Origin of the sequence: Pantoea sp. UBA4549 (assembly GCF_002387285.1) — a bacterium.
In the GTDB taxonomy this organism is placed as follows: Bacteria; Pseudomonadota; Gammaproteobacteria; order Enterobacterales; family Enterobacteriaceae; genus Pantoea; species Pantoea borealis.
This window is the reverse complement of sequence record NZ_DGLH01000013.1, coordinates 162,759-186,502: the sequence shown is the minus strand read 5'-3', so window position 1 is coordinate 186,502 and position 23,744 is coordinate 162,759. Positions and strand designations below refer to the sequence as shown.

Sequence of the window (23,744 nt, the reverse complement as noted above, 5' to 3'; positions counted from 1 at the left end):
GGGGGTATTCCTTATCTGTGTCTAATACGTTGAATTATCAGGAGCCTGTCTGCTTGTGTTGTGTTTCAGGTTCACAGCACAAGAAGACAGGCCCGTCGTTTATGTCGCACGTTCGTTGCCGTACGTTATTCCTTGCGTTGCTGTAAACGACGCAGGGAGCGTTCACGACGGCTCTGCTCCCGACTTCTGTCCAGCAAGATTTCCTCTATGAACGCCAGATGACGATGCGAGGCTTCACGGGCCTGTTCCGGCTCGCGTGCCACAATCGCCGCAAAAATACTGGCGCGATGCTCGCTCACTTTCGCCAGCATTTCGCGGCGAGCGTAAAGCAATTCGAAATTCTGACGTACGTTTTGTTCCAGCATCGGGCTCATGGAGCGCAGCAGGTGCAGCAGCACCACATTATGCGCCGCTTCCGTGACCGCAATCTGATACTTCATGACGGCATCCGCCTCAGCGTCGAGATCGCCGCTCTCCTGCGCCTGCTGAATCTGAAGATGGCAGTCGCGAATACGCTGCAGATCTTCATCGGTGCCGCGCAGTGCTGCGTAGTAGGCCGCCACACCTTCCAGCGCATGACGGGTTTCCAGCAGATCAAACTGAGATTCCGGATGCTGGGCCAGTAGCCCGACCAGGGGGTCGCTTAAGCTCTGCCAGAGATTCTGCTGCACAAATGTGCCGCCACCCTGGCGACGCAGCAGTAAACCTTTGGCTTCCAGACTCTGAATCGCTTCGCGCAGCGATGGACGTGAGACATCAAACTGTTTGGCCAGTTCGCGCTCGGGGAGCAGTTTCTCACCCGGCTGAAGAGTCCCTTCCATAATCAGGGATTCCAGCTGCTGCTCTATCGCATCGGAGAGCTTGGGCTGGCGAATTTTACTATAAGCCATCTTCCCTTCTTATAAGCCAAACGTCTGGAGTAAATTGGTAATACCAATTGAAAAATGGTGCCCGTAAAGTAACAAAGTATTCACCTTGTGTCTATATGGCCACTCTCTTACTTCCAGCCCGTTGCAGGCCTGAACCCAGGCAGCACGCCTTAAGCCGCCGTAGTAACAGGAAAAAGAAACAACTGCGCGAAGTTGTTAACAGATTTCACTTTTACCAAACCTTACACTGCAAAAGCGGTTGCTGCTCTCATACGCCATAAGCGAAAGCTATTCGTGTTTAAGCATTATTCATGACAGAAATAGCGCAAGGGAAACCACAGAGTAAATCGCTGCTTTTTCCATCACTCCTTAGCACAAAAAGCAAAAGCAGGTGCAAAGTCGCGCGCTTATCACTATTCTGGTCGCCTGAATAGCGTCTCGCTACAGAGAGCCAGTCTGAATTCGTAAAGAAAATATTACACGCAGTATCACAGCCTTAAGTGCGGGCACTGCAGGCGCACAATAACAATACAAAGAGGTTTGTATGGAACAACAGCATGGCGAAGCGCTGCACCGCGGCCTGAAGAATCGCCATATCCAGCTGATCGCGCTGGGCGGTGCCGTCGGCACCGGCCTGTTTCTGGGAAGCGCATCGGTTATTAAATCTGCCGGCCCGGCAGTGATCCTGGGGTATGCCATTGCCGGATTTATCGCCTTTTTAATTATGCGCCAGCTGGGTGAAATGGTGGTTGAAGAGCCGGTTGCCGGCAGCTTTAGCCATTTTGCCTATAAATACTGGGGCAATTTTGCCGGCTTCGCCTCAGGCTGGAACTACTGGGTGCTCTATGTGCTGGTTGCGATGGCAGAACTCAGCGCCGTCGGTAAATATATTCAGTTCTGGTATCCGGAGTTTCCGGCCTGGGCCAGCGCCGCTATTTTCTTTGTCGTCATCAATGCCATTAACCTGACCAACGTCAAAGTGTTTGGTGAGATGGAGTTCTGGTTCGCGATCATTAAAGTCGTGGCCGTTATCAGCATGATCCTGTTTGGCGGCTGGCTGCTGTTCAGCGGCAACGCCGGTCCGCAGGCATCTGTCAGTAACCTGTGGGATCAGGGTGGCTTTCTGCCGCACGGCATGACCGGTCTGGTGATGATGATGGCGATTATCATGTTCTCCTTTGGTGGCCTTGAACTGGTGGGTATTACCGCTGCAGAAGCGGATAACCCGGAAGAGAGCATTCCTAAAGCCACTAATCAGGTGCTGTGGCGCATTCTGATTTTCTATATTGGCTCACTGGCGGTACTGCTGTCGCTGCTGCCCTGGACCCGCGTCACGGCAGATACCAGTCCGTTTGTCCTGATTTTCCATGAGCTGGGTGATGCGCTGGTCGCTAACGCCCTGAACGTCGTGATCCTGACTGCGGCGCTCTCGGTCTACAACAGCTGTGTTTACTGTAACAGCCGTATGCTGTTTGGCCTGGCCCAGCAGGGTAATGCGCCAAAAGCGCTGCTGAAGGTTGATCGCCGCGGCGTACCGGTTGCCACTATTATGGTTTCGGCGGTTGCTACCGCACTGTGCGTGTTGATCAACTATCTGATGCCGGGAGAAGCCTTTGGTATTCTGATGTCACTGGTGGTGTCGGCTCTGGTCATCAACTGGGCAATGATTAGCCTGGCGCATATGAAATTCCGCCGTAAGAAAGATCAGCAGGGTGTTACCACGCGCTTCCGGGCGGTGCTCTATCCGGCCGGTAACTGGCTCTGTCTGCTGTTTATGGCCGCCGTGCTGGTGATCATGGCGATGACACCCGGAATGGCGATTTCAGTCTGGCTGATTCCGGTCTGGCTGGTTATTCTGGCGGTGGGTTACGCCGTTAAAAACAGAACGCAGAAAGCCTGATAGTCCCGCGTGCCCGGTTTATCTGACCGGGCACCTCTGCCGATCGCCTTCACACTTTTTCCCCTGCACCCGTTTTGTCCATCTACGCGACTCATTGTTGATCATCCCTGCCTGCCATTTCCGCTGATACTTTTCGCTCCACTTGTCGCAGGAGACGACGATGAAAAGTGCTGCACTCTCATTCAGAGAAAAACTGGGATATGGCATGGGCGATGCCGGCTGTAACATGATTGGTGGCGCAATCATGCTGTTTCTCAACTACTTCTACACCGATGTTTTTGGCCTGGCACCGGCGCTGGTCGGCGTGCTGCTGCTTTCAGTACGCGTACTGGATGCGGTGACAGACCCCATTATGGGCGCGTTAGCGGACCGGACTCAGAGCCGCTGGGGCCGCTTCCGTCCCTGGCTGCTCTGGGTCTCGGTGCCGTATGTGCTGTTCAGCGTACTGATGTTTACTACGCCAGACTGGAGCTATGAAAACAAAGTTATCTGGGCCTTTGTGACCTATTTCCTGATGTCGCTGACCTATACGGCTATCAATATTCCCTACTGTTCGCTGGGCGGTGTCATCACCAGCGATCCGGGCGAACGCGTGTCCTGTCAGTCTTATCGTTTCGTGATGGTGGGGGTTGCCACGCTGATCCTCTCACTCTCACTGCTGCCTATGGCAGAGTGGTTTGGCGGTGACAACAAAGCGCGCGGTTATCAGCTGGCGATGAGCGTGCTGGCGCTGATTGGCCTGGCGATGTTTCTGTTCTGTTTTGCTAATGTCCGTGAACGTATCCGGCCTGCGGTGCCGACACATGACGATCTGAAGAAAGATCTGCGCGATATATGGAAAAACGATCAGTGGGTACGCATTCTGCTGCTGACCTTCTGCAACGTCTGTCCCGGCTTTATCCGCATGGCGGCCACCATGTATTACGTGACCTGGGTAATGGGCCAGTCGACGCATTTTGCCACGCTATTTATCAGCCTGGGCGTAATTGGCATGATGGCTGGCAGCACGCTGGCTAAATATCTCACCGATCGCTGGTGTAAGCTGAAAGTCTTTTTCTGGACCAATATCGCGCTGGCGCTCTTTTCCTGTGGATTTTACTGGATCGATCCACACGCCACCATCACGGTAGTGGTGGCGTATTTCCTGCTGAATATTCTGCATCAGATCCCCTCGCCGCTGCACTGGTCGCTCATGGCCGATGTGGATGACTATGGCGAGTGGAAAACCGGCAAGCGTATTACCGGCATGAGCTTTTCCGGCAACCTCTTTTTTCTCAAGGTCGGGCTGGCGGTTGCCGGTGCCATGGTCGGCTTTCTGCTGTCGGTTTACGGCTATGACGCCGGCGCAAAACAGCAGTCCGCCACCGCCGTCAACGGCATTATGCTGCTCTTCACCGTGATACCCGGTATCGGCTATCTGATCACTGCCGGCGTGGTGCGCCTGATGAAAGTGGATCGCAAGCTGATGCGTACTATTCAGGATGACCTGGCGCTGCGCCGCGCTAACTTTCGCGATTTGTCTGCCCCATCCCCGGCCGCAACCACTCAACCCGGAGAAGTCAAATGACCTGGCCTAACCCTTTTATTACACAGCGCGCCGACCCCTTTATTCTGCGGCACGGCGCTGGCTACTACTTTATCGCCTCAGTACCGGAATATGATCGGCTGGAGCTGCGTCACGCCACCACGCTCGCAGGACTGCGTGAGGCGCCCGCCGTTACCGTCTGGCGCAAGCCGGACCAGGGTGAATACAGTGAGCTGATCTGGGCACCTGAGCTGCACCACATTAATGGTCAGTGGGTCATCTACTTTGCGGCGGCGCCGAGCCGTGAGATTAAAGAGGGGCTGTTTCAGCATCGTATGTATGCGCTGGTCTGCGATGACGCCGATCCGCTGACCGGCTACTGGCAGCCCTGTCGCCGGATTGAAACGCAATTCGATAGCTTTGCGCTGGATGCCACGCACTTTGTCCATCAGGGTAAAAACTGGTACCTCTGGGCACAAAAAGATCCCGCGATTCCCGGTAATTCCAATCTTTATCTGGCTGAGCTGCTGAATCCCTGGACGCTGAAAGGTACGCCGGTGATGCTGAGCCGGCCTGAATATGAGTGGGAGTGTGCCGGATTCAGCGTTAATGAAGGACCGGCGGCGATCCGTCACGGTAACCGGCTGTTTGTGACCTACTCCGCCAGCGCGACCGATGAAAACTACTGTCTGGGTATGCTGAGTATCGATGTGCAGGCCGATCCGCGCGATCGCATCGCCTGGCAGAAGTCAGCACGGCCGGTGTTTACCACCAGCTGGGAGAATCAGCAGTATGGTCCGGGACACAACAGTTTTACGACGGATGAAGCGGGACGCGACGTGCTGGTTTATCACGCCCGCAACTACACGGAAATCGAGGGCGATCCGCTGTGGGATCCCAATCGCCATACGCGCCTGAAATATTTCAGCTGGCGCGAGGATGGCACGCCCGATTTCGGCGTGCCGTCGGCGGATCACACCAGCGTGCCGTAGATAGTCAGGAGCGCGACCACCACCACCAGCACCAGCGAGGTGCGTTTTGCCAGCGCCACCGCCACGCGAGGGGTGGCGACCTTATCCGTGTGCGGATCGCGCGCCAGCGAGAATTGCGCCAGGCTGGTCAGCACCTGATACTGAGAACGACGGAGATCGCTCAGAGAGGCAAACCACGCGGGCAGCGCGCGCTCGCCGTGCCCCAGCAGCGCATAAGCCACGCCCGCCAGCCGCACCGGGATCCAGTCCAGCACGTGCAGCAGCGCATCAACGCCTGAGGCAGCGCGCGCCTGGTCTGATGCGTGTCGTGCCAGCCAGCTCTGCCAGGCGCGCAGAAAAGCGTACCCCACCAGCAGCACCGGTCCCCCGACCACAAACCAGAACAGCGGAGCAAGATAGAAACGGAAGTTGATCCAGATAAGTGCGTTCTGCAGCTCGCGCAGGAACTCGCGCTCGCTGCAGTTTGCCGGCACGCCGTGGATCAGCGTCAGCTCTGCGGCCATCGCCTGATGCGCGGCCTCATCATCACGGCTGGCAGCCTGCAGGTAGTTATGGTAGTGCTGTCGCGCAGAACCGGCGCCGATACAGAGCAGCCCGGTCACAATCCAGAACAGCAGCTGCAGCAGCCCGAACAGCAGGCCGTGCAGGCTCCAGACCACCAGCCATACCAGCAGCATCGCCACTGCGGTCATAAGAAGCGTGCGCAGCAGCGAGAAGTGCTGCCGGCCACGAAACAGCGGCGTCAGCCGGTGATCCAGCTGCCAGTGTTCGCCCATTTTAAACAGGCGTTCCCATCCCAGAACAAGTAACAAACTAAACAACGTCATAATGGCTCCTGCGGTGTCAGGCATTCTCCTGAGTAATACCCTGTTTATAGCGCGACCAGTCAAACGCCGGGCCCGGATCGGTTTTACGCCCGGGTGCGATATCGCTATGTCCGGTAATGCGATCGGCGCTCAGTGGATAGTGCTGCTGCAGCAGCGCGGTCACCTGCTGCAGCATGGCGTACTGGGCGTCGGTGTAGGGCAGCGTGTCGGTGCCTTCCAGCTCGATGCCAATAGAAAAGTCGTTGCAGTTCTCCCGCCCGCTGAACACAGACACGCCCGCATGCCAGGCACGCTCATTCAGTGAGACATACTGTACCAGCTCACCGTCGCGCCGGATCAGACAGTGTGCTGCCACGCGCAGCTGCGCGATATCAGCAAAATAGGGATGTGCATCGGCAGGCAGCGAGCCGGTAAACAGACGATCGATCCACGGTCCGCCAAACTCCCCCGGCGGCAAACTGATATTATGGATCACCAGCAGCGACGGTACCTCATGGTCGGGACGTGCATTAAAATGTGGCGAGGGCACCTTACGGGCGCTGCTGATCCAGCCCTGTTCCAGTTTCATCTCTGTAATCCTTAGCAAAATCAGGCCGAGAATATCACGATTCAGAGCAGGGGTTAGCGTCTTCGTGCGATAGCGCGCCTTATCCTCCCCCGCCCTTTGCCGTTGCTCCTGCAAAATAAGCCAGCGTGATAGCGCATCAGATGGCCCTCTGCTGCCCGGGTGTGTGAGCCCGCCCGGCAACAGAGCTGCCGCTTGCTGCAACAGATAAAAATGGCTGCGCACCACTCTCCGGTTATCAGGCAATACGCTTTCGTCATCCGTTTGTGCTGCTTATCGTAGCGCCTCAGTGAAAACGGAGCCCTGCTATGGAAAAACAACGCGGTTTTACCCTGATTGAACTGATGATCGTCATCGGCATCGTCGCTATCCTCAGCGCGATTGGCCTGCCTGCTTACCAGAATTACCTGCAGCGTGCAGCACTGACTGACATGCTGCAAACCATGTTGCCGTATAAAACGGCGGTTGAACTTTGCGCTATTGAGCGCGGTAGCCCGGCGCAGTGTCAGGCGGGTGAACACGGCATTCCGGCTGCGAAAGGCTCGCGCTATGTCGCCTCGCTCGCCGTTACCAATGGTGTCATTGCGCTTACCGGGCAGGAGAGCCTGAACGGGCTGAGCGTGGAGATGCAGCCGGTCTGGGATGTGGCTGAAGGCATGCTGCACTGGCAGCGCAGCTGTACCAGCACCAGCAGCGCCCTGCGTGATAACTGCCTGAATCAGTTACGCTTTGCGGACAAGGACGGGACTAATGGCTGAGCACGATCCGGCACTGCTGGCGCTGTGCGCCCGCTACCAGGCGCGGCTGCTGCAGCACGATGACACCCGACTGCGTGTGGCCGTTACCGACTCTCCCCACCCGCAGCTGCTGGAGGCGCTGCAGTTCGCCTGCCAGTGTCAGGTAGAGATCGAGTGCTGGCCTGCTGCCCGCATGGAACAGACGTTGCACCAGCCGGTATCAGATGCCCGGCTGCCTGAGCAGCGCAGCGCCGCTTCAGCAACCGAAGCGGTAAACCAGATTCTGCATCAGGCCATACAGCGACGCGCCTCCGATGTGCATATTGAGCCTCAGCCGCAGGGATTACGTATCCGGCTGCGCATTGACGGTGTGTTACATAACCTGCCGCGCTTACCAGAGGTGCAGCCTGCTGCCGTACTGGCGCGGCTGAAAGTGCTCGCCGGGCTGGATATTGCGGAGCGCCGTCTGCCACAGGATGGGCAGTTTACCCACGAGATAAACGGCAGCGGCGCGGCCTTTCGCCTCGCCACGCTGCCGGTCAGTCACGGTGAAAAAGCCGTTGTGCGTTTACTGCAGAGTGAAGGCAGTGCGATTGCGCTGGATAAGCTTGGTATGCCGCTGGCTCAGCTGCGCCTGCTGAAACAGGCGCTGGCTAAGCCGCAGGGGTTGATCCTGGTGACCGGCCCGACCGGCAGCGGCAAAACCTTCACGCTCTACAGCAGCCTCAGCGCACTGAACGTGCCGGAAAAAAATATCTGCAGCGTGGAAGACCCGATAGAGATCCCGCTGACCGGCATCAACCAGACTCAGGTGCGTCCCCGCAGCGGCCTCGACTTTAATCGCGTACTGCGTGCCCTGCTGCGCCAGGATCCGGATGTGATCATGGTCGGAGAAATCCGCGACAGTGAAACGGCCAGCATTGCGGTTAAAGCCGCCCAGACCGGGCATCTGGTTCTCTCCACGCTGCATACTAACTCTACCGCTGAAACGCTGACGCGCCTCAGACAGATGGATATCCCCGGCTATCTGCTGGGACCGGCGCTGCAGCTGGTGATAGCACAGCGCCTGGTCCGCCGGCTATGCCTGCACTGCCGCCAGCCAGCACAGGCTGTCGCTCATCTCCCGCCCGCACTCTGGCCCGGCACTCTGCAGACCTGGCGCGCCCCAGGCTGCGACCACTGTTTCTCCGGCTACTATGGTCGCCTCGCGCTGTTTGAAATTTTGCCGGTTAACAGCAGGCTGCAGAATGCCATCTCTTCAGAGATGCCGCTGGAGCATGTCCTGATGCTCGCCGGCGAACAGGGAATGAAAACGCTGCTGAGCGCGGGTCTGGAAGCGGTAAGCCGGGGAGACACATCATTTGAAGAGATGCAGCGCGTGGTAGGTCTGGACAATGGCTAAACGTTATCACTTCAGCTGGCAGGCGCTGGACACCATGGGCGAGCTGCAGACAGGGGAGTCGCTGCTGCGCGATCGGGCTGCCCTGCTGCATCAGCTCGCCGATCGCGGCATGCTGATTGTTAGCTGGCAACGCGGCCGCTGCTGGCGCAGACGCGACTGGAAATGGCAGCAAAAAATTGAGCTGATGCATCAGCTGGCTACGCTGCTAAAAGCGGGATTACCCCTGGCTGAAAGTCTGATGCTGCTGGCGCAGGGGCACCCGCATGCCGGATGGCGCGTGGTGCTTACAGGCCTGCAGCAGCAGGTGCTGGCCGGAGAGGCGTTTTCGCACGCTCTGCGTACGTGGCCTGACCTTTTCCCGCCCCTGTTTTCCGCACTGATGCAGGTAGGCGAGGCCACCGGACAGCTCGACAGCTGCTGTCTGCGGCTGGCGCAGCAGCAGGCAAAGCAGCGTCAGCTGCGCCAGAAAGTCGGCAAAGCCCTGCGCTATCCGATCTTTATTCTGCTGGTGGCGCTGGCGGTCAGTGCCGGCATGCTGTTATTTGTACTGCCGGAGTTTATTGCCGTCTATGCCAGCTTTGATGCACCACTGCCCGCCTTTACCGCAGGCGTTGTGGCGCTGTCAGAGGGCATGCAGCAGACCGCACTGCCGTTGTTACTGGTTGCTGCCGGCTGTGCGATTGCAGCACGGCAGATTGCACGGCGCTCCGATCGCTGGCAGCGACGCTTACAGCATTTTATCCTGCGCCTGCCGCTGATCGCCCCGCTCTGGCGTGGTGCGCAGCTCAGCCAGATTTATGCCATTTTACAGCTGACGCAGCAGGCAGGACTTACGCTGCTGCACAGTCTGCAGACAGTAGAAATGACGCTGACGGCGCGGGTGTGGCGCGAAGCGATTGTAGCGCTACAGGCGCATATCGCTGCCGGTGCGCCGCTGCACCAGGCGCTGCAGCAGCATACGCTGTTTACACCGCTCTGTGCCCAGCTGACAGGCGCCGGTGAAGAGGCTGGCGCGCTTGATATCATGCTGGCCCGGCTGGCAGAGTGGCATGAAACGGAAACCTCAAACCGGGCAGAGGCGCTGGCTGCTGCGCTTGAACCGGCGATGATGCTGGTGATCGGGGCGATCGTTGGCACGCTGGTGATCGCCATGTATCTGCCGGTGTTTAGTCTGGGAGAGGTCATACGCTAGCGGGCGCCTGCTGCGCCCGCACGGAGGGTTTATCGTGTGTACACGCGGTTCTCCTGCTCTGCCACACGAATAAACGTTGTACGCTTGGTCAGCTCTTTCAGACGTTCAGCGCCAACGTAGGTACAGGCTGAACGCAGGCCTCCCAGAATGTCTTTGATGGTCTCTGCCACCGGTCCGCGCAGCGGCAGGCGTACGGTTTTGCCTTCTGCTGCCCGGTATTGCGCTACGCCACCCACGTGGCGCTTCATCGCCGATTCAGAACTCATGCCGTAAAACAGCATAAACTGCTCGCCCTGCTCCTCCACAATCGTGCCTTCACACTCATCATGCGCCGCCAGCATACCGCCCAGCATGACAAAGTCAGCCCCGCCGCCAAACGCTTTGGCAATATCACCCGGCACGGAACAGCCGCCGTCACTGACAATCTGTCCGCCCAGACCGTGCGCGGCATCGGCGCACTCAATCACCGCTGACAGCTGCGGATAACCTACGCCGGTTTTCACGCGGGTCGTGCAGACCGATCCCGGGCCGATACCCACTTTAACAATATCCGCACCTGACAGAATCAGCTCTTCTACCATCTCTCCCGTCACGACGTTACCGGCACAGATGGTTTTATCCGGAAAGCGTTCACGCGCGCGCTGCAGAAATGCCACAAAGTGCTCTGAATAACCGTTCGCCACGTCGATGCAGATAAACTTCAGCTGCGGCGACAGGGCGAGAATCGCATTCAGTTTAGTGAAATCCGCTTCTGAGGTCCCGGTTGAAACCATGACGTAATTCAGCACGGACGCGGGCACGCGCTGGATAAACGCCTGCCATGCATCAATACTATAGTGTTTATGAACCGCAGTAAGTACTTCAAAGCCGGCCAGCGCTTCTGCCATGGTGAACGTGCCAACGGTATCCATGTTTGCTGCGATAACCGGTACCCCATGCCACTCCAGAGCAGAGTGTTTAAAGGTGAAAGTGCGTGCCAGTTCAACATCAGAACGGCTTTTGAGCGTCGAGCGTTTCGGGCGGATTAACACATCTTTGAAGCCCAGTTTGATATCTTCTTCAATACGCATAGCAGAGGGTCCTGGTTAGTGAAAACGAACCGCAGTTCGGGTAGCGCTCACGGCTCCAGTGTCGTTATCATACGCGCCATAACGGCGGTGGCAAGGGTGCGAATTTCACTTTACTTACGCTACAATCCTGTAAATCTGACCGATCGCTAAGAATGTGATCCTTTTCTCATTTTTGAGAGACTGCCGCCCTCTGATGCGCTGAATACCGGGAGAAAAATATGCTGTTTACCGTTGCGCTAACCGGAGGCATTGGTAGTGGTAAAAGCACTGTCGCTAACGCTTTTGCCGCTCTGGGCGTAGAGATCATTGATGCTGATGTGATCGCCCGCGAGGTAGTAGAGCCGGGTACACCAGCATTACAGGCGATTGTAAAACGCCATGGCGAATCCATTCTGACGGCAGAAGGCACGCTTTATCGCGCGCGGCTGCGGGAGATTATTTTTCAGCAGCCGCAGGAAAAAAACTGGCTTAATCAGCTGCTGCACCCGCTGATTAATGCCCGCACCCAGCAGCTCAGGGCACAGGCGTCATCCTCTTATGTGCTGTGGGTGGTCCCCCTGCTGATTGAAAACAATCTGCAACGACAGGCCGATCGCGTGCTGGTGGTCGATGTTGATGAGGCTGTTCAGCTGCAGCGTACGCGTCAGCGCGACGGCGTGTCGCTGAGCCAGGCACAACGTATTCTTGCCGCGCAGGTGAGCCGCGAACAGCGCCTCGCCTGCGCCGATGATATTATTGATAATAGCGGCACACCTGAACAGGTGCTGCCGCGGGTTGCTGAACTTCACCAGCGTTATTTGCGCCTGGCTGCAACCGGACGGGATTGAGATAATGAGTACAGTTGTTCTGTTTGAGCATCCGCTGAATGAGAAGATGCGCACCTGGCTGCGCGTCGAGTTTTTACTCAATCAGCTGCATGAAACGGTACCGGTAAACCATTCCGTTGCCGCACTGGGCGTATTTCGCATTCTTGCTGACCTGCTGGATATTTTTGAGCGCGGCGATATGCGGACTGAGTTGCTCAAGGAGCTGGAGCGTCAGCAGCAGAAACTGCGCGCCTGGCTGGATGTTCCCGGCGTGGATGAGCAGACGGTAAGCCAGCTCAGCAACCGCCTTAAACAGCTCTCTGCTGAACTGCTGAACGCACCGCGCATGGGCCAGCATCTGCGTGACGATCGGCTGATATCGCTGGTGCGTCAGCGTCTCAGTATCCCCGGCGGCTGCTGCAGTTTCGATTTGCCCGGATTGCACATCTGGCTGCACCAGGAGCAGGCGCTGCGTGATACGCAGGTAGCTGGCTGGCTGGCCTCGCTTGAGCCGCTGCGCAACAGCCTGACGATGATCCTCGATCTTATCCGTCAGTCTGGCGTATTTCGTCATCAGACCAGCCTGAATGGCTTTTATCAGGACAATGCTGAAGGTGCAGACCTGCTACGGCTGCGGCTGACGCTGGAAGATGCGCTCTATCCGCAGATTTCAGGTCATAAAAGCCGCTACGCTATTCGTTTTTTGCCGCTGGATAGCGAACAGGGCGTGGTGGCTGCCCGCCTGAATTTTGAACTGGCCTGCTGTTAGAGGATATTATGCCGGAAGAGATGATTACCGTACCCTGCCCGAACTGCGGCAGAGATGTGATGTGGGATGAGCTGAGCCCGTGGCGTCCGTTCTGCAGCAAACGCTGTCAGCTGATTGATCTTGGTGAATGGGCCGCAGAGGAAAAACGTATTCCCAGCAGTGGCGACCAGACCGACAGCGATGAGTGGAGTGAAGAGCAGCAGTAAAGCAGCAGGGGCATGATGCCCCTGTTTCAGAGTTCGTCGGCCACCAGACGGGCAATCAGCGCATGGTTTGCAGCCGGAAACTCCTCTGCAATAAGATCGCGCTGCGCCACCCAGCGCTGTGGCTGTCCCTCGCGTCCCCACGGCTCACCCTGCCACGCTTCCACCAGAAAAAAATGCAGCGTGACGCGCAGATCATCATACGCGTGATCAGCCTGACCGATTGCGGTTGCATGGGTCACCTCAATACCGGTTTCCTCCATCAGCTCACGCTTCAGCGCCTGTTCCGCGCTTTCATTCTGTTCAATCTTTCCGCCGGGGAATTCCCATTTGTTTGCCATATAAGAGCTGGCTGCGCGCTGCGCAAGGAAGATCTGGCGGCTGGCATTACGGATAATGCCGACTGCAACCTGCAGGTGCTTCATAGAGTTGATCCCGCTTTATTAGTAAAGAGCGCAGAGTGTAAAACAGCGCAGCGCGGATGTTAATAACCCGGCCTGAACAGCGTCACAGCGCCAAAAAAAGGAGCCCGCAGGCTCCTTTTCAGGGTCAGGCCAGACGGCCGTGACACTGCTTATACTTTTTGCCCGAACCACACGGGCAGGGATCGTTACGCCCTGTTTTACGCTCACCGCCCTGCGCTGCAAGCGCCTCGGCGGCGGCGGTTTCATCATCCACATGGCTCAGCTGCTGCTGCTGTGCCAGGCGTTCAGCTTCTTCGCGACGCTGCTGCTCCATCGCTTCAACCTCTTCCGGCATCCGTACCTGAACTTTGCTCAGCGTGCTGATCACTTCATATTTCAATGACTCCAGCATCGCCGCAAACATGGCAAAGGATTCACGCTTGTATTCCTGCTTGGGATCTTTCTGGGCATAGCCGCGCAGGTGGATACCCTGGCGCAGATAGTCCATCGCCGCCAGATGCTCTTTCCACAGCGAATCCAGCGTTTGCAGCATCACGCCTTTTTCAAAGTTGCGCATCATTTCGGTGCCCACAACCTCTTCTTTCGCCGCATAGCTTTCACGTGCGCGGGTCATGATACGTTCACGCAGCGTCTCTTCATGCAGATCCGGTTCTTTGTCCAGCCACTCAGCAACCGGCAGATCGAGATCGAAATCGTTACGCAGGCGCTCTTCCAGCCCCGGTACATCCCACATTTCTTCCAGCGACTGCGGCGGAATATAGGTGTCGATTGTCGCCTTGAACACATCCTCACGAATGCTGTTGATGGTGTCAGAGACGTCAGAGACATCCAGCAGTTCATTACGCTGACTGTAGATAGCACGACGCTGGTCGTTTGCAACGTCATCATACTCCAGCAGCTGCTTGCGGATATCGAAGTTGCGGCTCTCAACCTTGCGCTGCGCGTTAGCAATCGCTTTGGTCACCCACGGATGTTCAATCGCTTCGCCCGGCTTCATGCCGAGTTTGCGCATCATGTTTGAAACGCGATCGGAGGCGAAGATACGCATCAGCGCATCTTCCATAGAGAGGTAGAAGCGAGAGGAGCCGGCATCGCCCTGACGACCGGCACGGCCGCGCAGCTGGTTATCGATACGACGCGATTCATGACGCTCAGTACCGATAATATGCAGACCGCCTGAGGCCAGTACGGCATCGTGACGCAGTTTCCACGCCTCTTTAATCGCCTGCACCTGCTCTTCAGACGGCGCTTCCAGCGCAGCCACTTCAGCCTGCCAGCTGCCGCCCAGCACGATGTCGGTACCGCGACCCGCCATGTTGGTCGCGATAGTCACCGCTCCCGGCTGGCCTGCCTGTGACACGATATCGGCTTCGCTGGCGTGGAACTTGGCGTTCAGCACGCTGTGCTTAATCCCGGCACGCGTCAGTTCGTTAGAGACCACTTCTGATTTTTCAATCGAAATGGTCCCCACCAGCACCGGCTGGCCTTTTGCCGTACAGGTGCGAATATCTTCGATAATGGCATCGATCTTCTCTTTCTCGGTCATGTAGACCAGATCGGCCATGTCTTTACGCACCATCGGACGGTTGGTTGGCACCACGATAGTGTCGAGTTTGTAGATGGAGCTGAATTCAAATGCTTCCGTGTCCGCCGTCCCGGTCATACCGGCCAGCTTCTCATAGAGGCGGAAGTAGTTCTGGAAGGTGATGGACGCCAGCGTCTGGTTCTCATTCTGGATATCTGCGCCTTCTTTAGCTTCAATAGCCTGATGCAAACCATCAGACCAGCGGCGCCCCTGCATGGTACGTCCGGTGTGCTCATCAACAATGATGACCTCACCCTCTTTAACGATATAGTCAACGTCCCGGGTGAACAGCGCGTGCGCCCGCAGCGCGGCGGTAACGTGATGCATCAGCATAATGTTGGTTGGCGAGTAGAGTGACTCACCCTCCTCCATAATGCCCTGGCTGACCAGCAGCTCTTCAACCTTGACCAGACCGCGTTCGGTCATGTGCGCCTGACGCGCTTTTTCATCAACCCAGAAGTCGCCTTCGCCCTGGAAGTTATCAGAATCTTCTTTTTCCTGACGGACCAGGTGCGGGATGATTTTATTTACTTTGATGTAAAGATCGGAGCTGTCTTCTGCCGGACCAGAGATGATCAGCGGCGTACGCGCTTCATCAATCAGAATGGAGTCAACTTCATCCACCAGCGCATAGTGCAGTTTACGCTGTACGCGCTCTTCCGGACTGAATGCCATGTTGTCGCGCAGGTAGTCAAAGCCATATTCGTTATTGGTGCCGTACGTGATATCAGCCGCGTAAGCTTCACGTTTGGCAACCGCAGGCATGCCAGGCAGGTTGATACCGATGCTCAGGCCCAGGAATTCAAACAGCGCGCGGTTGTTCTCCGCATCACGTTGTGCCAGGTAGTCATTGACGGTCACAACATGCACGCCTTTACCGCTCAGCGCGTTCAGGTAGGCGGGCAGCGTAGCGGTCAGCGTTTTACCTTCACCGGTACGCATCTCCGCGATGCAACGCTCATTCAGCACCATGCCGCCAATCAGCTGCACGTCAAAGTGGCGCATACCAAAGACGCGCTTACTCGCTTCGCGTACGGTGGCGAACGCTTCCGGGATCAGGCTCTCCAGCGCTTCACCCTTCTCCAGACGGGCGCGGAATTCATTGGTTTTGGCCTTCAGCTCATCGTCTGACAGTTTGACGAACTCAGGTTCCATCTTATTGATGACATCTACCGCTTTGCGCATGCGGCGCAGTGTACGATCGTTACTGCTGCCAAATACTTTCGTTAACAGTTTGATTAACATGTTTAATTATTCTCTTATCAGCCGGTATATCGCGGCCGGTTAACTCTTAAAAAGGGGGAAAAGGAGTGTAATCAGGCAACGAAAGGTCCGGCGCGGATACCATTGCTGGTAGCCTGCCAGTCGGCAGCGGCATGCGCCATCGGAGGATGATAACAGGCGTCCAGCAGAGTCAGATGCGCGGGCTGAGGCTGTACAGGCGATGTCAGCAGCGCCTGCAGCGAATCAATCAGTGCCAGCTTCTGTACAGCCAGCGGCAGCGCAATCTCAGCTTCGGCTTCAGTAACCGGAGACAGGCTGAATGAGAGATGGCGGATCACCGTGCGGATAGCGTGCTGATGCCAGTAATCGACATTAGCGCCAGTCCGGCGGGCGCTCTCCTGCAGCCGGATCAGGTGATCAAAATGAACCACATTGCCGGTAAACAGACTGCTGACAGGAGAATCGTTAGCGGAAGGCTCGGCATTTTGCGCGCAGGCAGGCAGGCCAAGACTGGCCGCCACCATCCCCAGCAGGAGATGTGGCCAGAAATAGCGCCTGCCTAATTGTCGCCAGCGTGAAAAAATTCCGATCACAATCCGTCCGCAACGTTAATAACACATCCGTGCGGCTGACATGCTGTCAGCCCGCTTATATGAGCGCCAGATAATAGCACTTATGTACGGCTTCCACAGCAGAGATCAGGCGGCTTACAGCGGATTTCACGCTTTTCGTTCAGCATTTCATCAGACAGGACAGCATTTTGCGGGCGGGCTTCCACGCCATCAGACAGGCGAAAAAAAACGGCGGATACCGCTGACCGGAGAGAGTGTCAGGGTATCCGCCGTTTTTATTACAGGCTGTTAAGCCAGTACTAAATTAGGTGCTTTAAATGCCAGCGGCAGCTCAGCTTCATCTTCGAAGGTGGCCCATTCCCAGGCTTCCTGTTTCGCCAGAACAGCCTGCAGCAGCTTGTTGTTCAATGCGTGACCTGATTTAAACGCCGAAAAGGCGCCAATCACGTTGTGACCACACATAAACAGGTCGCCGATAGCATCCAGCATTTTGTGCCGGACAAACTCATCTTCAAAGCGCAGGCCATCTTCGTTCAGCACGCGGAAATCATCAAGACCTATCGCACAATCTAAACTACCGCCCAGGCACAGGCCTTTAGACTGCAGATATTCGATTTCACGCATAAAGCCAAAGGTGCGCGCACGGCTGATCTGGCGGACAAACGCCTCAGCCGAGAAGTTGAGCTGGTAACGCTGCGAGCTTGAATCGATAGCCGGATGTTTGAAATCGATAGTGAAATCGAGCGAGAAACCGTTATAAGGTTTGATCTCAGCCCACTTATCACCATCTTCTACCCGTACCGCCTGCTTAACGCGCACAAATTTTTTCGCGCTGTTAAGTTCTTCCACGCCCGCGTCCATCAGCAGATAGACAAAAGGTGCGGCGCTGCCATCCATAATTGGAATTTCCGGCGCATCGACTTCCACAATAATGTTATCGATACCCAGACCCGCCAGCGCGGCGTTCAGGTGTTCAACTGTTGAAATACGTACGCCTTCATCGTTCACCAGGCAGGTACTCAGCATGGTGTCGCGCACGTATTTTGCATCAGCCGGAAAATCAACCGGTGGATTCAAGTCAGTGCGACGATAGATGACCCCGGTGTTAGCCGACGCAGGGCGTAAAGTCAGCGTGACTTTCTTGCCGGTATGTAAACCGACACCAGTCGCCTGAACAATACGTTTTAATGTCCTTTGTTTGATCATCGCATTATCTCGCAATATTACCATCCGACCGCCAGTATAAATTACCAGCGGGCGAAGACTTTAGCACAAAGAGCGGGAAATCCCAATTATCAGCTTATTCTTAATCTGCCTGTTTACGCAGGAATGCTGGAATATCAAGATAGTCAGGCTCTTTACCGGAAGCGGCCGGCTGCTCATTCACAACTTTAGCTGCTGGCTTCTGCTCCTGCGGCAGCGGCGCCATGCCGTGCTGCTGATAGCGGTGGTCCATAACCGGCTGTGAAGCAGGTTTATTGGTCACCAGGGTGATTTCCGGACGCTTATCCATACCGATGCCGGTGGCCACCACGGTGACACGCAGCTCGTCGTTCATCTCTGGATCCAGTGACGTACCGATAACCACGGTCGCATTGTCAGAAGCGAAGGCGCGGATGGTGTTACCCACGGTTTCAAACTCATCCAGACGCAGATCGAAGCCGGCGGTGATGTTAACCAGCACACCACGCGCGCCAGAGAGATCGATATCTTCCAGCAGCGGACTGGAAATCGCCATTTCAGCGGCTTCTTCAGCACGATCTTCACCGCACGCCACGCCAGAACCCATCATGGCGTAACCCATTTCTGACATCACGGTACGCACGTCTGCAAAGTCGACGTTCATCAGGCCCGGACGGGTAATCAGTTCTGCAATACCCTGTACCGCACCTTTCAGTACATCGTTTGCCGCGCCAAAAGCGTCCAGCAGTGAGATACCGCGACCCAGTACTTTAAGCAATTTGTCATTCGGGATGGTGATCAGGGAGTCAACGTGTTTGGACAGCTCAGCAATACCCTGCTCAGCAAACGCCATACGTTTTTTGCCTTCAAAATTGAACGGCTTGGTCACGACGGCAACGGTCAGAATACCGAGATCTTTCGCCACTTCAGCGACAACAGGTGCCGCACCGGTACCGGTACCGCCTCCCATACCGGCTGCGATAAACACCATGTCTGCCCCATCCAGCGCAGAACGCAGTGCTTCGCGATCTTCTTCCGCTGAGGTACGACCGACTTCCGGGTTAGCCCCTGCGCCAAGACCTTTGGTGATATTGGTCCCGATCTGGATCGTCTGGCCGACCGCTGTCTTACGTAACGCCTGAGCGTCCGTGTTTACAGCAAAGAATTCCACACCTTCGATACGCTCGCGCACCATGTGCTCTACGGCGTTGCCACCGCCACCGCCGACGCCGATGACTTTAATCACCGCGTCATTGGTTAATTCCATAGGTTCAAACATGATTTCTCTCCGTTATGTGCCTGTTCGCCTGGAGATCATAAACATTGCCAGCATGATCTCCTTTTATCAAAATTAAAACTCTTTCTTCAGCCAGCTGTTGATTCGTTTAAACCAGTTGCCAACCGAAGCACGTTTTTCTGTTTCTGCATCACCGTTCAGGTGTGACTCTTTACCATAGTGCAGCAGGCCGACCGCCGTAGAGTAATATGACTCCTGAGCGTAATCGGTCAGGCCGGTAATGTTCAGCGGCTGGCCAATACGCACCTGCGTATGAAATACACGCTGTGCGCAGGCTGCCAGACCTTCAATTTGCGCCGCGCCGCCGGTTAATACAATACCGGCAGCAAGATGATGCTTCACACCCTGCTGGCGCAGCTGTTCCTGCAGTTGCAGAATCTCGTCGTTTACCAGATTCAGCAGTTCGGTGTAGCGCGGCTCAATGACTTCAGCCAGCGTCTGACGCTGCAGGCTGCGCGGCGGGCGTCCACCTACGCTTGGCACTTCTACATTCTCATCTTTGCCGACAATCGATCCCAGCGCGCAGCCGTGGCGGACTTTGATCGCCTCGGCGTCAGTAGGCGGTGTACCAAACGCGTAGGCGATGTCGCTGGTCACAACGTTCCCGGCATAGGGGATAACTTTGGTGTGACGCAGTGCGCCGCCGGTGTATACCGCGATATCCATTGTACCGCCACCGATGTCGACAACACAGACGCCCAGCTCACGTTCATCTTCGGTCAGGACAGAAAAGCTGGAAGCCAGTCCGGCAAAAATCAATTGGTCAACTTTAAGCCCGCATCGTTCAACTGCTTTCACGATATTTTTCGCCATATCGTTGTGACAGGTGATTAAATGTACTTTGGCCTGCATACGGACACCGGATAAGCCCACCGGGTTCTTGATGCCCTCCTGGTAATCAATGGCGTATTCCTGCGGAATAACATGCAGAATGCGATGCTCATCGCGTACACGCACCGATTTAGCCGTATGGACAACGTTTTCCACATCATCCTGAGTCACTTCCTCTTCGGAAATCGGAACCATCCCGATTTCGTTCTGACAGCTGATGTGTTTGCCCGATAAAGCCAGGTAGACTGACGAAATCTGGCAATCTGCCATCAGTTCCGCCTGATCGATAGCGCGCTGTACGCACTTCACCACCGACTCCAGATCGTTTACGCCGCCTTTGTCCATACCGCGCGACGGGCAGCTGCCCACCCCGATAATATTGACCATACCATCGGGCAGAATTTCTCCAACCAGGGCGGCAACCTTCGCGGTGCCAATTTCAAGTCCTACTACCAGTTTTCTGTCCGTTGCCTTGATCATTATGGTTTAGCCTGTGCCTGGTTCTGTTGCTGATTACTGTCCTGTGGCTCAATCGGTGCCGGAACCCAGCCTACTGCGGCGCCAGAGTCATAGCGTAGATCAACATAATCAACACGCTTGCTTTCATTCTGGCCCTGCAGCTGCAGCTCCGGATAGAGCTCAATAAAACGGTTCAGACGCTTCATGGTATCGCTCCGCCCCAGTTCGATTCGGATATCGTCCCCGGTGACCAGCTGCCATGAGCGACGCGCCGTCATCGACGCGACCTTCAGGGTAAACTTGCTGGCCTGGAGCACATCCCGCAGGGAGTGATAGCCCGCCAGCACCTCTTTTTCACTGCCTTCCGGTCCATAGAGCATCGGCAGATTTTCTTTGCCGACATGGCTGGCCGGAACGCTGAAGGAGACGCCATCGGCATCTACCATGTGCGAGTCGTTCCAGCGTGCAACCGGAACATACTCCACCAGATTTATCTTCAGCTCATCAGGCCACTGCTTACGCACGCTGACCTGTTTAATCCAGGGTAATCGTTCAATCTGCTGCTGAATGATATCCACATTCTGCGACATAAAGGTCCCGGGGGCACCCAGTGACAGAATCGCCTGGCGAATATCGTCATGCGTGGTGTAATGGGTTTGCCCCGTTACCACCAGCCTCGATAGCGGCAGACGTGAAGCGTCATTCATCCACTTCAGCACCACCAGACCACCGGCTATCATGGTGCCCAGCACCAGCAGCAGAAACACAATGCCAAACAGCCGTGCGCCGTTGCTGCGCCCGGTGCGGGCTCGCTCCTGAGGTTCGCGATTGCGTACGCGTAGCGCTGCCTGAGACATATCAGTCAGCCAGCGCCAGAATGCGCGTCACCAGCTGCGGGAAACTGTAACCCGCCTGCCGCGCTGCCATCGGGACCAGACTATGGCTGGTCATGCCCGGCGACGTATTTACCTCAAGCAGCTGAAAATCGCCTTTGCTGTCGGTCATGACATCCACACGCCCCCAGCCGCTGCAGCCCAGCGACTGCCAGGCAGCCAGCACCAGCTTTTGCAGTTCCGCTTCTTTTTCCGCACTCAGACCACTGGGACAGAAGTACTGAGTATCGTCAGAAATGTATTTTGCTTCATAGTCATAGAAAGCGCTGGCTGTTTTAATTTTAATGGATGGCAGGATTTCTTCCCCGACAATTGCCACGGTATATTCATCACCGCTTAAAAAAGCTTCAATCAGCACATCATTGTCATGGCGAAATGCTTCATCCAGCGCCGCTGGCAGGCTGTCAGCGTCGTCAACCCGGCTGATACCTACGCTGGAGCCTTCACAGCTCGGCTTAACAAACAGCGGTAAACCCAGCGCCCCGATAGCGTTCACGGTCTGCGCATCGATCCCCTGCTGATACTGTTCACGGGTCAGCCAGACAAATTTGCCTGACGGCAGTCCCCTGCCCTGCCAGAGCAGCTTGGTTCGCAGTTTATCCATGGTGACAGCAGAAGCCATCACGCCACTGCCCGTATAGGGCAGCTGCATAAAGTCCAGCACGCCCTGCAGCGTGCCATCTTCACCACCGCGCCCGTGCAGCGCGATAAAGGCTTTGGTAAACCCCTGCTGTTTCAGCGTCAGTACCGATACATCACGGGTATCCACACCGTGCGCATCAATACCCATTTCCTGCAGGCCAGCCAGCACCGCGCTGCCTGACTTTAGTGACACCTCGCGCTCTGCCGAGGTGCCGCCCATCAATACGGCGACTTTATCAGCCATGACGCGCCTCCTGACCCGGTACAGTCTGCAGCTGATTATCAGCCAGCCGGCGTGCAATTTTGCCGATATTCCCCGCGCCCTGCACAATCACTAAATCATCACCTGACAGCAGGGGGGCCAGCGCATCCGGCAGTGCGTCATGCTCAGCCACCAGAATCGGGTCGACTTTGCCGCGACTGCGGATCGCCCGGCACAGAGAGCGGCTGTCGGCGCCCGGAATCGGTGCCTCTCCGGCCGGATAAACCTCCAGCATCAGCAGCACATCCACCTGGGAGAGCACATTGGCAAAATCGTCAAACAGATCGCGGGTGCGGGTATAGCGGTGCGGCTGGAAAACCATCATCAGCTTTTTATCCGGCCAGCCAGCGCGCGCGGCCTTAATGGTGACATCCACTTCGGTAGGGTGATGACCGTAATCGTCAACCAGCATTGCGCTGCCCGGCTTGCCGTTTACGGCAGCCGTATCAAACTCACCCAGCACGTCAAACCGGCGTCCGGTGCCCTGGAAGCTCTCCAGCGCCGCAAGAATGGCCTCATCCTCAATACCCTCTTCGCTGGCGACCGCTACGGCCGCCGCGGCGTTAAGAGCATTATGGCGGCCAGGCGCATTCAGGGTGACCTGCAGCAGCGGCTTATCGTGACGGCGCAGAGTAAAATGTCCCTGCGCACCGCGCTGCTCATAGTTCTCTACCCGCACATCCGCATCATCGCTGAAGCCGTACGTAGTAATCTGGCGACCCACGCGCGGGATCAGGTCGCGGATCACGACATCATCCACGCAAAGCACCGCGCGGCCATAAAACGGCAGGTTGTGCAGGAAATTGATAAAGGTCTGTTTCAGGTTCTCAAAATCGCCCTGATAAGTATCCATATGATCCGCTTCGATGTTGGTCACAATCGCCACCATCGGCTGCAGATGCAGGAAAGAGGCGTCGCTCTCGTCCGCCTCAGCAATCAGGTAACGGCTGGTCCCCAGCCGCGCATGCGTGCCTGCCGCTTTCACCAGGCCGCCGTTAACAAAGGTCGGATCCAGCCCGCCTTCCGCATAGATACTGGTGACCATCGCGGTAGTCGTGGTTTTACCGTGCGTACCGGCAATGGCGATGCCGTGGCGGAAACGCATCAGCTCTGCCAGCATCTCTGCGCGACGGATCACCGGAATACGCTGCTCGCGGGCAGCCACCAGCTCCGGATTATCCTGCGCCACCGCGGTTGAAACCACGACCACGCTCGCGTCGGTGACGTTCTCCGGACGATGGTTAAAATAGATAGTCGCCCCCAGCGAAGCGAGATGCTGGGTAACCGGATTGGGCGCCAGATCGGATCCGCTGATGTGATACCCTTCATTCGCCAACACTTCGGCAATACCGCCCATGCCGGCACCGCCGATGCCAACAAAGTGGATGTGCCGGACGCGTCGCATCTCGGGCACAATTGAACGCAGTTTTGCCAGTTGTTGTGTATTCATCGCTCTCTGTTACCTGTTTTCCTGTTCGCACCCGCATACGGATGCAGGCCTATTCATCAGGCCCG

Annotated in this window: 22 protein-coding genes; 9 read left to right on the top strand and 13 right to left on the bottom strand. The window is 56.4% G+C overall.

The features are described 5' to 3' along the window. Window positions 1-125 precede the first annotated feature (125 nt). Window positions 126-890 (bottom strand): pyruvate dehydrogenase complex transcriptional repressor PdhR, encoded by a 765-nt coding sequence (pdhR, locus tag B3041_RS13290; RefSeq protein ID WP_039382625.1) that lies wholly within the window; start codon window positions 888-890, stop codon window positions 126-128. A 523-nt stretch (window positions 891-1,413) separates the two neighbouring features. Between pdhR and aroP the strand changes: the two genes are divergently transcribed. The 3 genes from aroP (at window position 1,414) to B3041_RS13275 (ending at window position 5,286) form a co-directional block, all read left to right on the top strand. Then, a complete protein-coding gene (aroP, locus tag B3041_RS13285) occupies window positions 1,414-2,769 on the top strand; it encodes an aromatic amino acid transporter AroP (protein WP_292975503.1) in 1,356 nt (451 codons plus the stop codon). Window positions 2,770-2,929: 160 nt separating this feature from the next. Continuing rightward, window positions 2,930-4,336 carry a glycoside-pentoside-hexuronide (GPH):cation symporter gene (locus B3041_RS13280; protein ID WP_065650120.1) on the top strand — a complete coding sequence of 469 codons (1,407 nt, stop codon included), beginning with the start codon at window positions 2,930-2,932 and terminating at the stop codon, window positions 4,334-4,336. Then, a complete protein-coding gene (locus B3041_RS13275; RefSeq protein WP_292975499.1) occupies window positions 4,333-5,286 on the top strand; it encodes a family 43 glycosylhydrolase in 954 nt (317 codons plus the stop codon). Before B3041_RS13280 ends, B3041_RS13275 begins: the two co-directional genes overlap by 4 nt. Here the strand turns inward: B3041_RS13275 and ampE are convergent. Next, window positions 5,268-6,113 carry a beta-lactamase regulator AmpE gene (gene ampE, locus B3041_RS13270; RefSeq protein WP_065650122.1) on the bottom strand — a complete coding sequence of 282 codons (846 nt, stop codon included), beginning with the start codon at window positions 6,111-6,113 and terminating at the stop codon, window positions 5,268-5,270. The two genes, B3041_RS13275 and ampE, sit on opposite strands and share 19 nt — an antisense overlap. Window positions 6,114-6,129: 16 nt before the next feature. After that, entirely contained in the window at window positions 6,130-6,681 is a 552-nt protein-coding gene (gene ampD, locus B3041_RS13265) for a 1,6-anhydro-N-acetylmuramyl-L-alanine amidase AmpD (protein WP_065650123.1), read from the bottom strand. Window positions 6,682-6,986: 305 nt separating this feature from the next. On the opposite strand from ampD, the gene ppdD reads away from it, so the two are divergent. The 3 genes from ppdD to hofC are packed head-to-tail and all read left to right on the top strand — an operon-like array spanning window position 6,987 to window position 10,009. Beyond that, entirely contained in the window at window positions 6,987-7,436 is a 450-nt protein-coding gene (gene ppdD, locus B3041_RS13260) for a prepilin peptidase-dependent pilin (RefSeq protein WP_292975494.1), read from the top strand. Continuing rightward, entirely contained in the window at window positions 7,429-8,817 is a 1,389-nt protein-coding gene (gene gspE, locus B3041_RS13255; RefSeq protein ID WP_065650125.1) for a type II secretion system protein GspE, read from the top strand. Before ppdD ends, gspE begins: the two co-directional genes overlap by 8 nt. Next, window positions 8,810-10,009 (top strand): protein transport protein HofC, encoded by a 1,200-nt coding sequence (hofC, locus tag B3041_RS13250; RefSeq protein WP_292975491.1) that lies wholly within the window; start codon window positions 8,810-8,812, stop codon window positions 10,007-10,009. The genes gspE and hofC overlap by 8 nt, the downstream gene beginning before the upstream one ends. 29 nt (window positions 10,010-10,038) lie before the next feature. Here the strand turns inward: hofC and B3041_RS13245 are convergent, their stop codons facing one another. Further along, a complete protein-coding gene (locus B3041_RS13245) occupies window positions 10,039-11,079 on the bottom strand; it encodes a GMP reductase (RefSeq protein WP_065650127.1) in 1,041 nt (346 codons plus the stop codon). Window positions 11,080-11,297: 218 nt separating this feature from the next. On the opposite strand from B3041_RS13245, the gene coaE reads away from it, so the two are divergent. From coaE to yacG, 3 genes are read left to right on the top strand one after another with little or no spacing between them, the layout of a single operon-like run. Next, complete coding sequence (gene coaE / locus B3041_RS13240; protein WP_039382604.1) at window positions 11,298-11,906, top strand: dephospho-CoA kinase; 609 nt, start codon at window positions 11,298-11,300, stop codon at window positions 11,904-11,906. Window positions 11,907-11,910: 4 nt separating this feature from the next. Beyond that, on the top strand, window positions 11,911-12,654 hold the full coding sequence (zapD, locus tag B3041_RS13235; protein WP_292975488.1) for a cell division protein ZapD: 744 nt from the start codon (window positions 11,911-11,913) through the stop codon (window positions 12,652-12,654). Window positions 12,655-12,662: 8 nt separating this feature from the next. Further along, window positions 12,663-12,860 (top strand): DNA gyrase inhibitor YacG, encoded by a 198-nt coding sequence (gene yacG, locus B3041_RS13230; RefSeq protein WP_039382601.1) that lies wholly within the window; start codon window positions 12,663-12,665, stop codon window positions 12,858-12,860. Window positions 12,861-12,886: 26 nt separating this feature from the next. Here yacG and mutT read toward each other — a convergent pair whose 3' ends face one another. From mutT to murC, 9 genes are all read right to left on the bottom strand, one after another. Further along, window positions 12,887-13,282 carry an 8-oxo-dGTP diphosphatase MutT gene (gene mutT, locus B3041_RS13225; protein ID WP_065650129.1) on the bottom strand — a complete coding sequence of 132 codons (396 nt, stop codon included), beginning with the start codon at window positions 13,280-13,282 and terminating at the stop codon, window positions 12,887-12,889. Between the two features lie 124 nt (window positions 13,283-13,406). Further along, window positions 13,407-16,112 (bottom strand): preprotein translocase subunit SecA, encoded by a 2,706-nt coding sequence (gene secA, locus B3041_RS13220; protein WP_065650130.1) that lies wholly within the window; start codon window positions 16,110-16,112, stop codon window positions 13,407-13,409. A gap of 71 nt (window positions 16,113-16,183) precedes the next feature. After that, window positions 16,184-16,684 carry a secA translation cis-regulator SecM gene (gene secM / locus B3041_RS13215; RefSeq protein WP_292975481.1) on the bottom strand — a complete coding sequence of 167 codons (501 nt, stop codon included), beginning with the start codon at window positions 16,682-16,684 and terminating at the stop codon, window positions 16,184-16,186. A 267-nt stretch (window positions 16,685-16,951) separates the two neighbouring features. Further along, the gene (lpxC, locus tag B3041_RS13210; RefSeq protein ID WP_039382593.1) at window positions 16,952-17,869 is read right to left on the bottom strand and encodes a UDP-3-O-acyl-N-acetylglucosamine deacetylase; all 918 of its coding nucleotides are present in this window, start codon (window positions 17,867-17,869) and stop codon (window positions 16,952-16,954) included. 100 nt (window positions 17,870-17,969) lie between these two features. After that, on the bottom strand, window positions 17,970-19,124 hold the full coding sequence (ftsZ, locus tag B3041_RS13205; RefSeq protein ID WP_039382590.1) for a cell division protein FtsZ: 1,155 nt from the start codon (window positions 19,122-19,124) through the stop codon (window positions 17,970-17,972). A gap of 72 nt (window positions 19,125-19,196) precedes the next feature. Then, window positions 19,197-20,453 carry a cell division protein FtsA gene (gene ftsA, locus B3041_RS13200; protein WP_039382588.1) on the bottom strand — a complete coding sequence of 419 codons (1,257 nt, stop codon included), beginning with the start codon at window positions 20,451-20,453 and terminating at the stop codon, window positions 19,197-19,199. After that, window positions 20,453-21,289, bottom strand: a complete 837-nt coding sequence (gene ftsQ, locus B3041_RS13195; RefSeq protein ID WP_065650133.1) for a cell division protein FtsQ — start codon at window positions 21,287-21,289, stop codon at window positions 20,453-20,455. The genes ftsA and ftsQ overlap by 1 nt, the downstream gene beginning before the upstream one ends. 1 nt (window position 21,290) lies before the next feature. After that, a complete protein-coding gene (locus B3041_RS13190; RefSeq protein WP_065650134.1) occupies window positions 21,291-22,211 on the bottom strand; it encodes a D-alanine--D-alanine ligase in 921 nt (306 codons plus the stop codon). After that, window positions 22,204-23,679 (bottom strand): UDP-N-acetylmuramate--L-alanine ligase, encoded by a 1,476-nt coding sequence (gene murC, locus B3041_RS13185; RefSeq protein WP_065650135.1) that lies wholly within the window; start codon window positions 23,677-23,679, stop codon window positions 22,204-22,206. Before murC ends, B3041_RS13190 begins: the two co-directional genes overlap by 8 nt. Window positions 23,680-23,744: the final 65 nt, after the last annotated feature.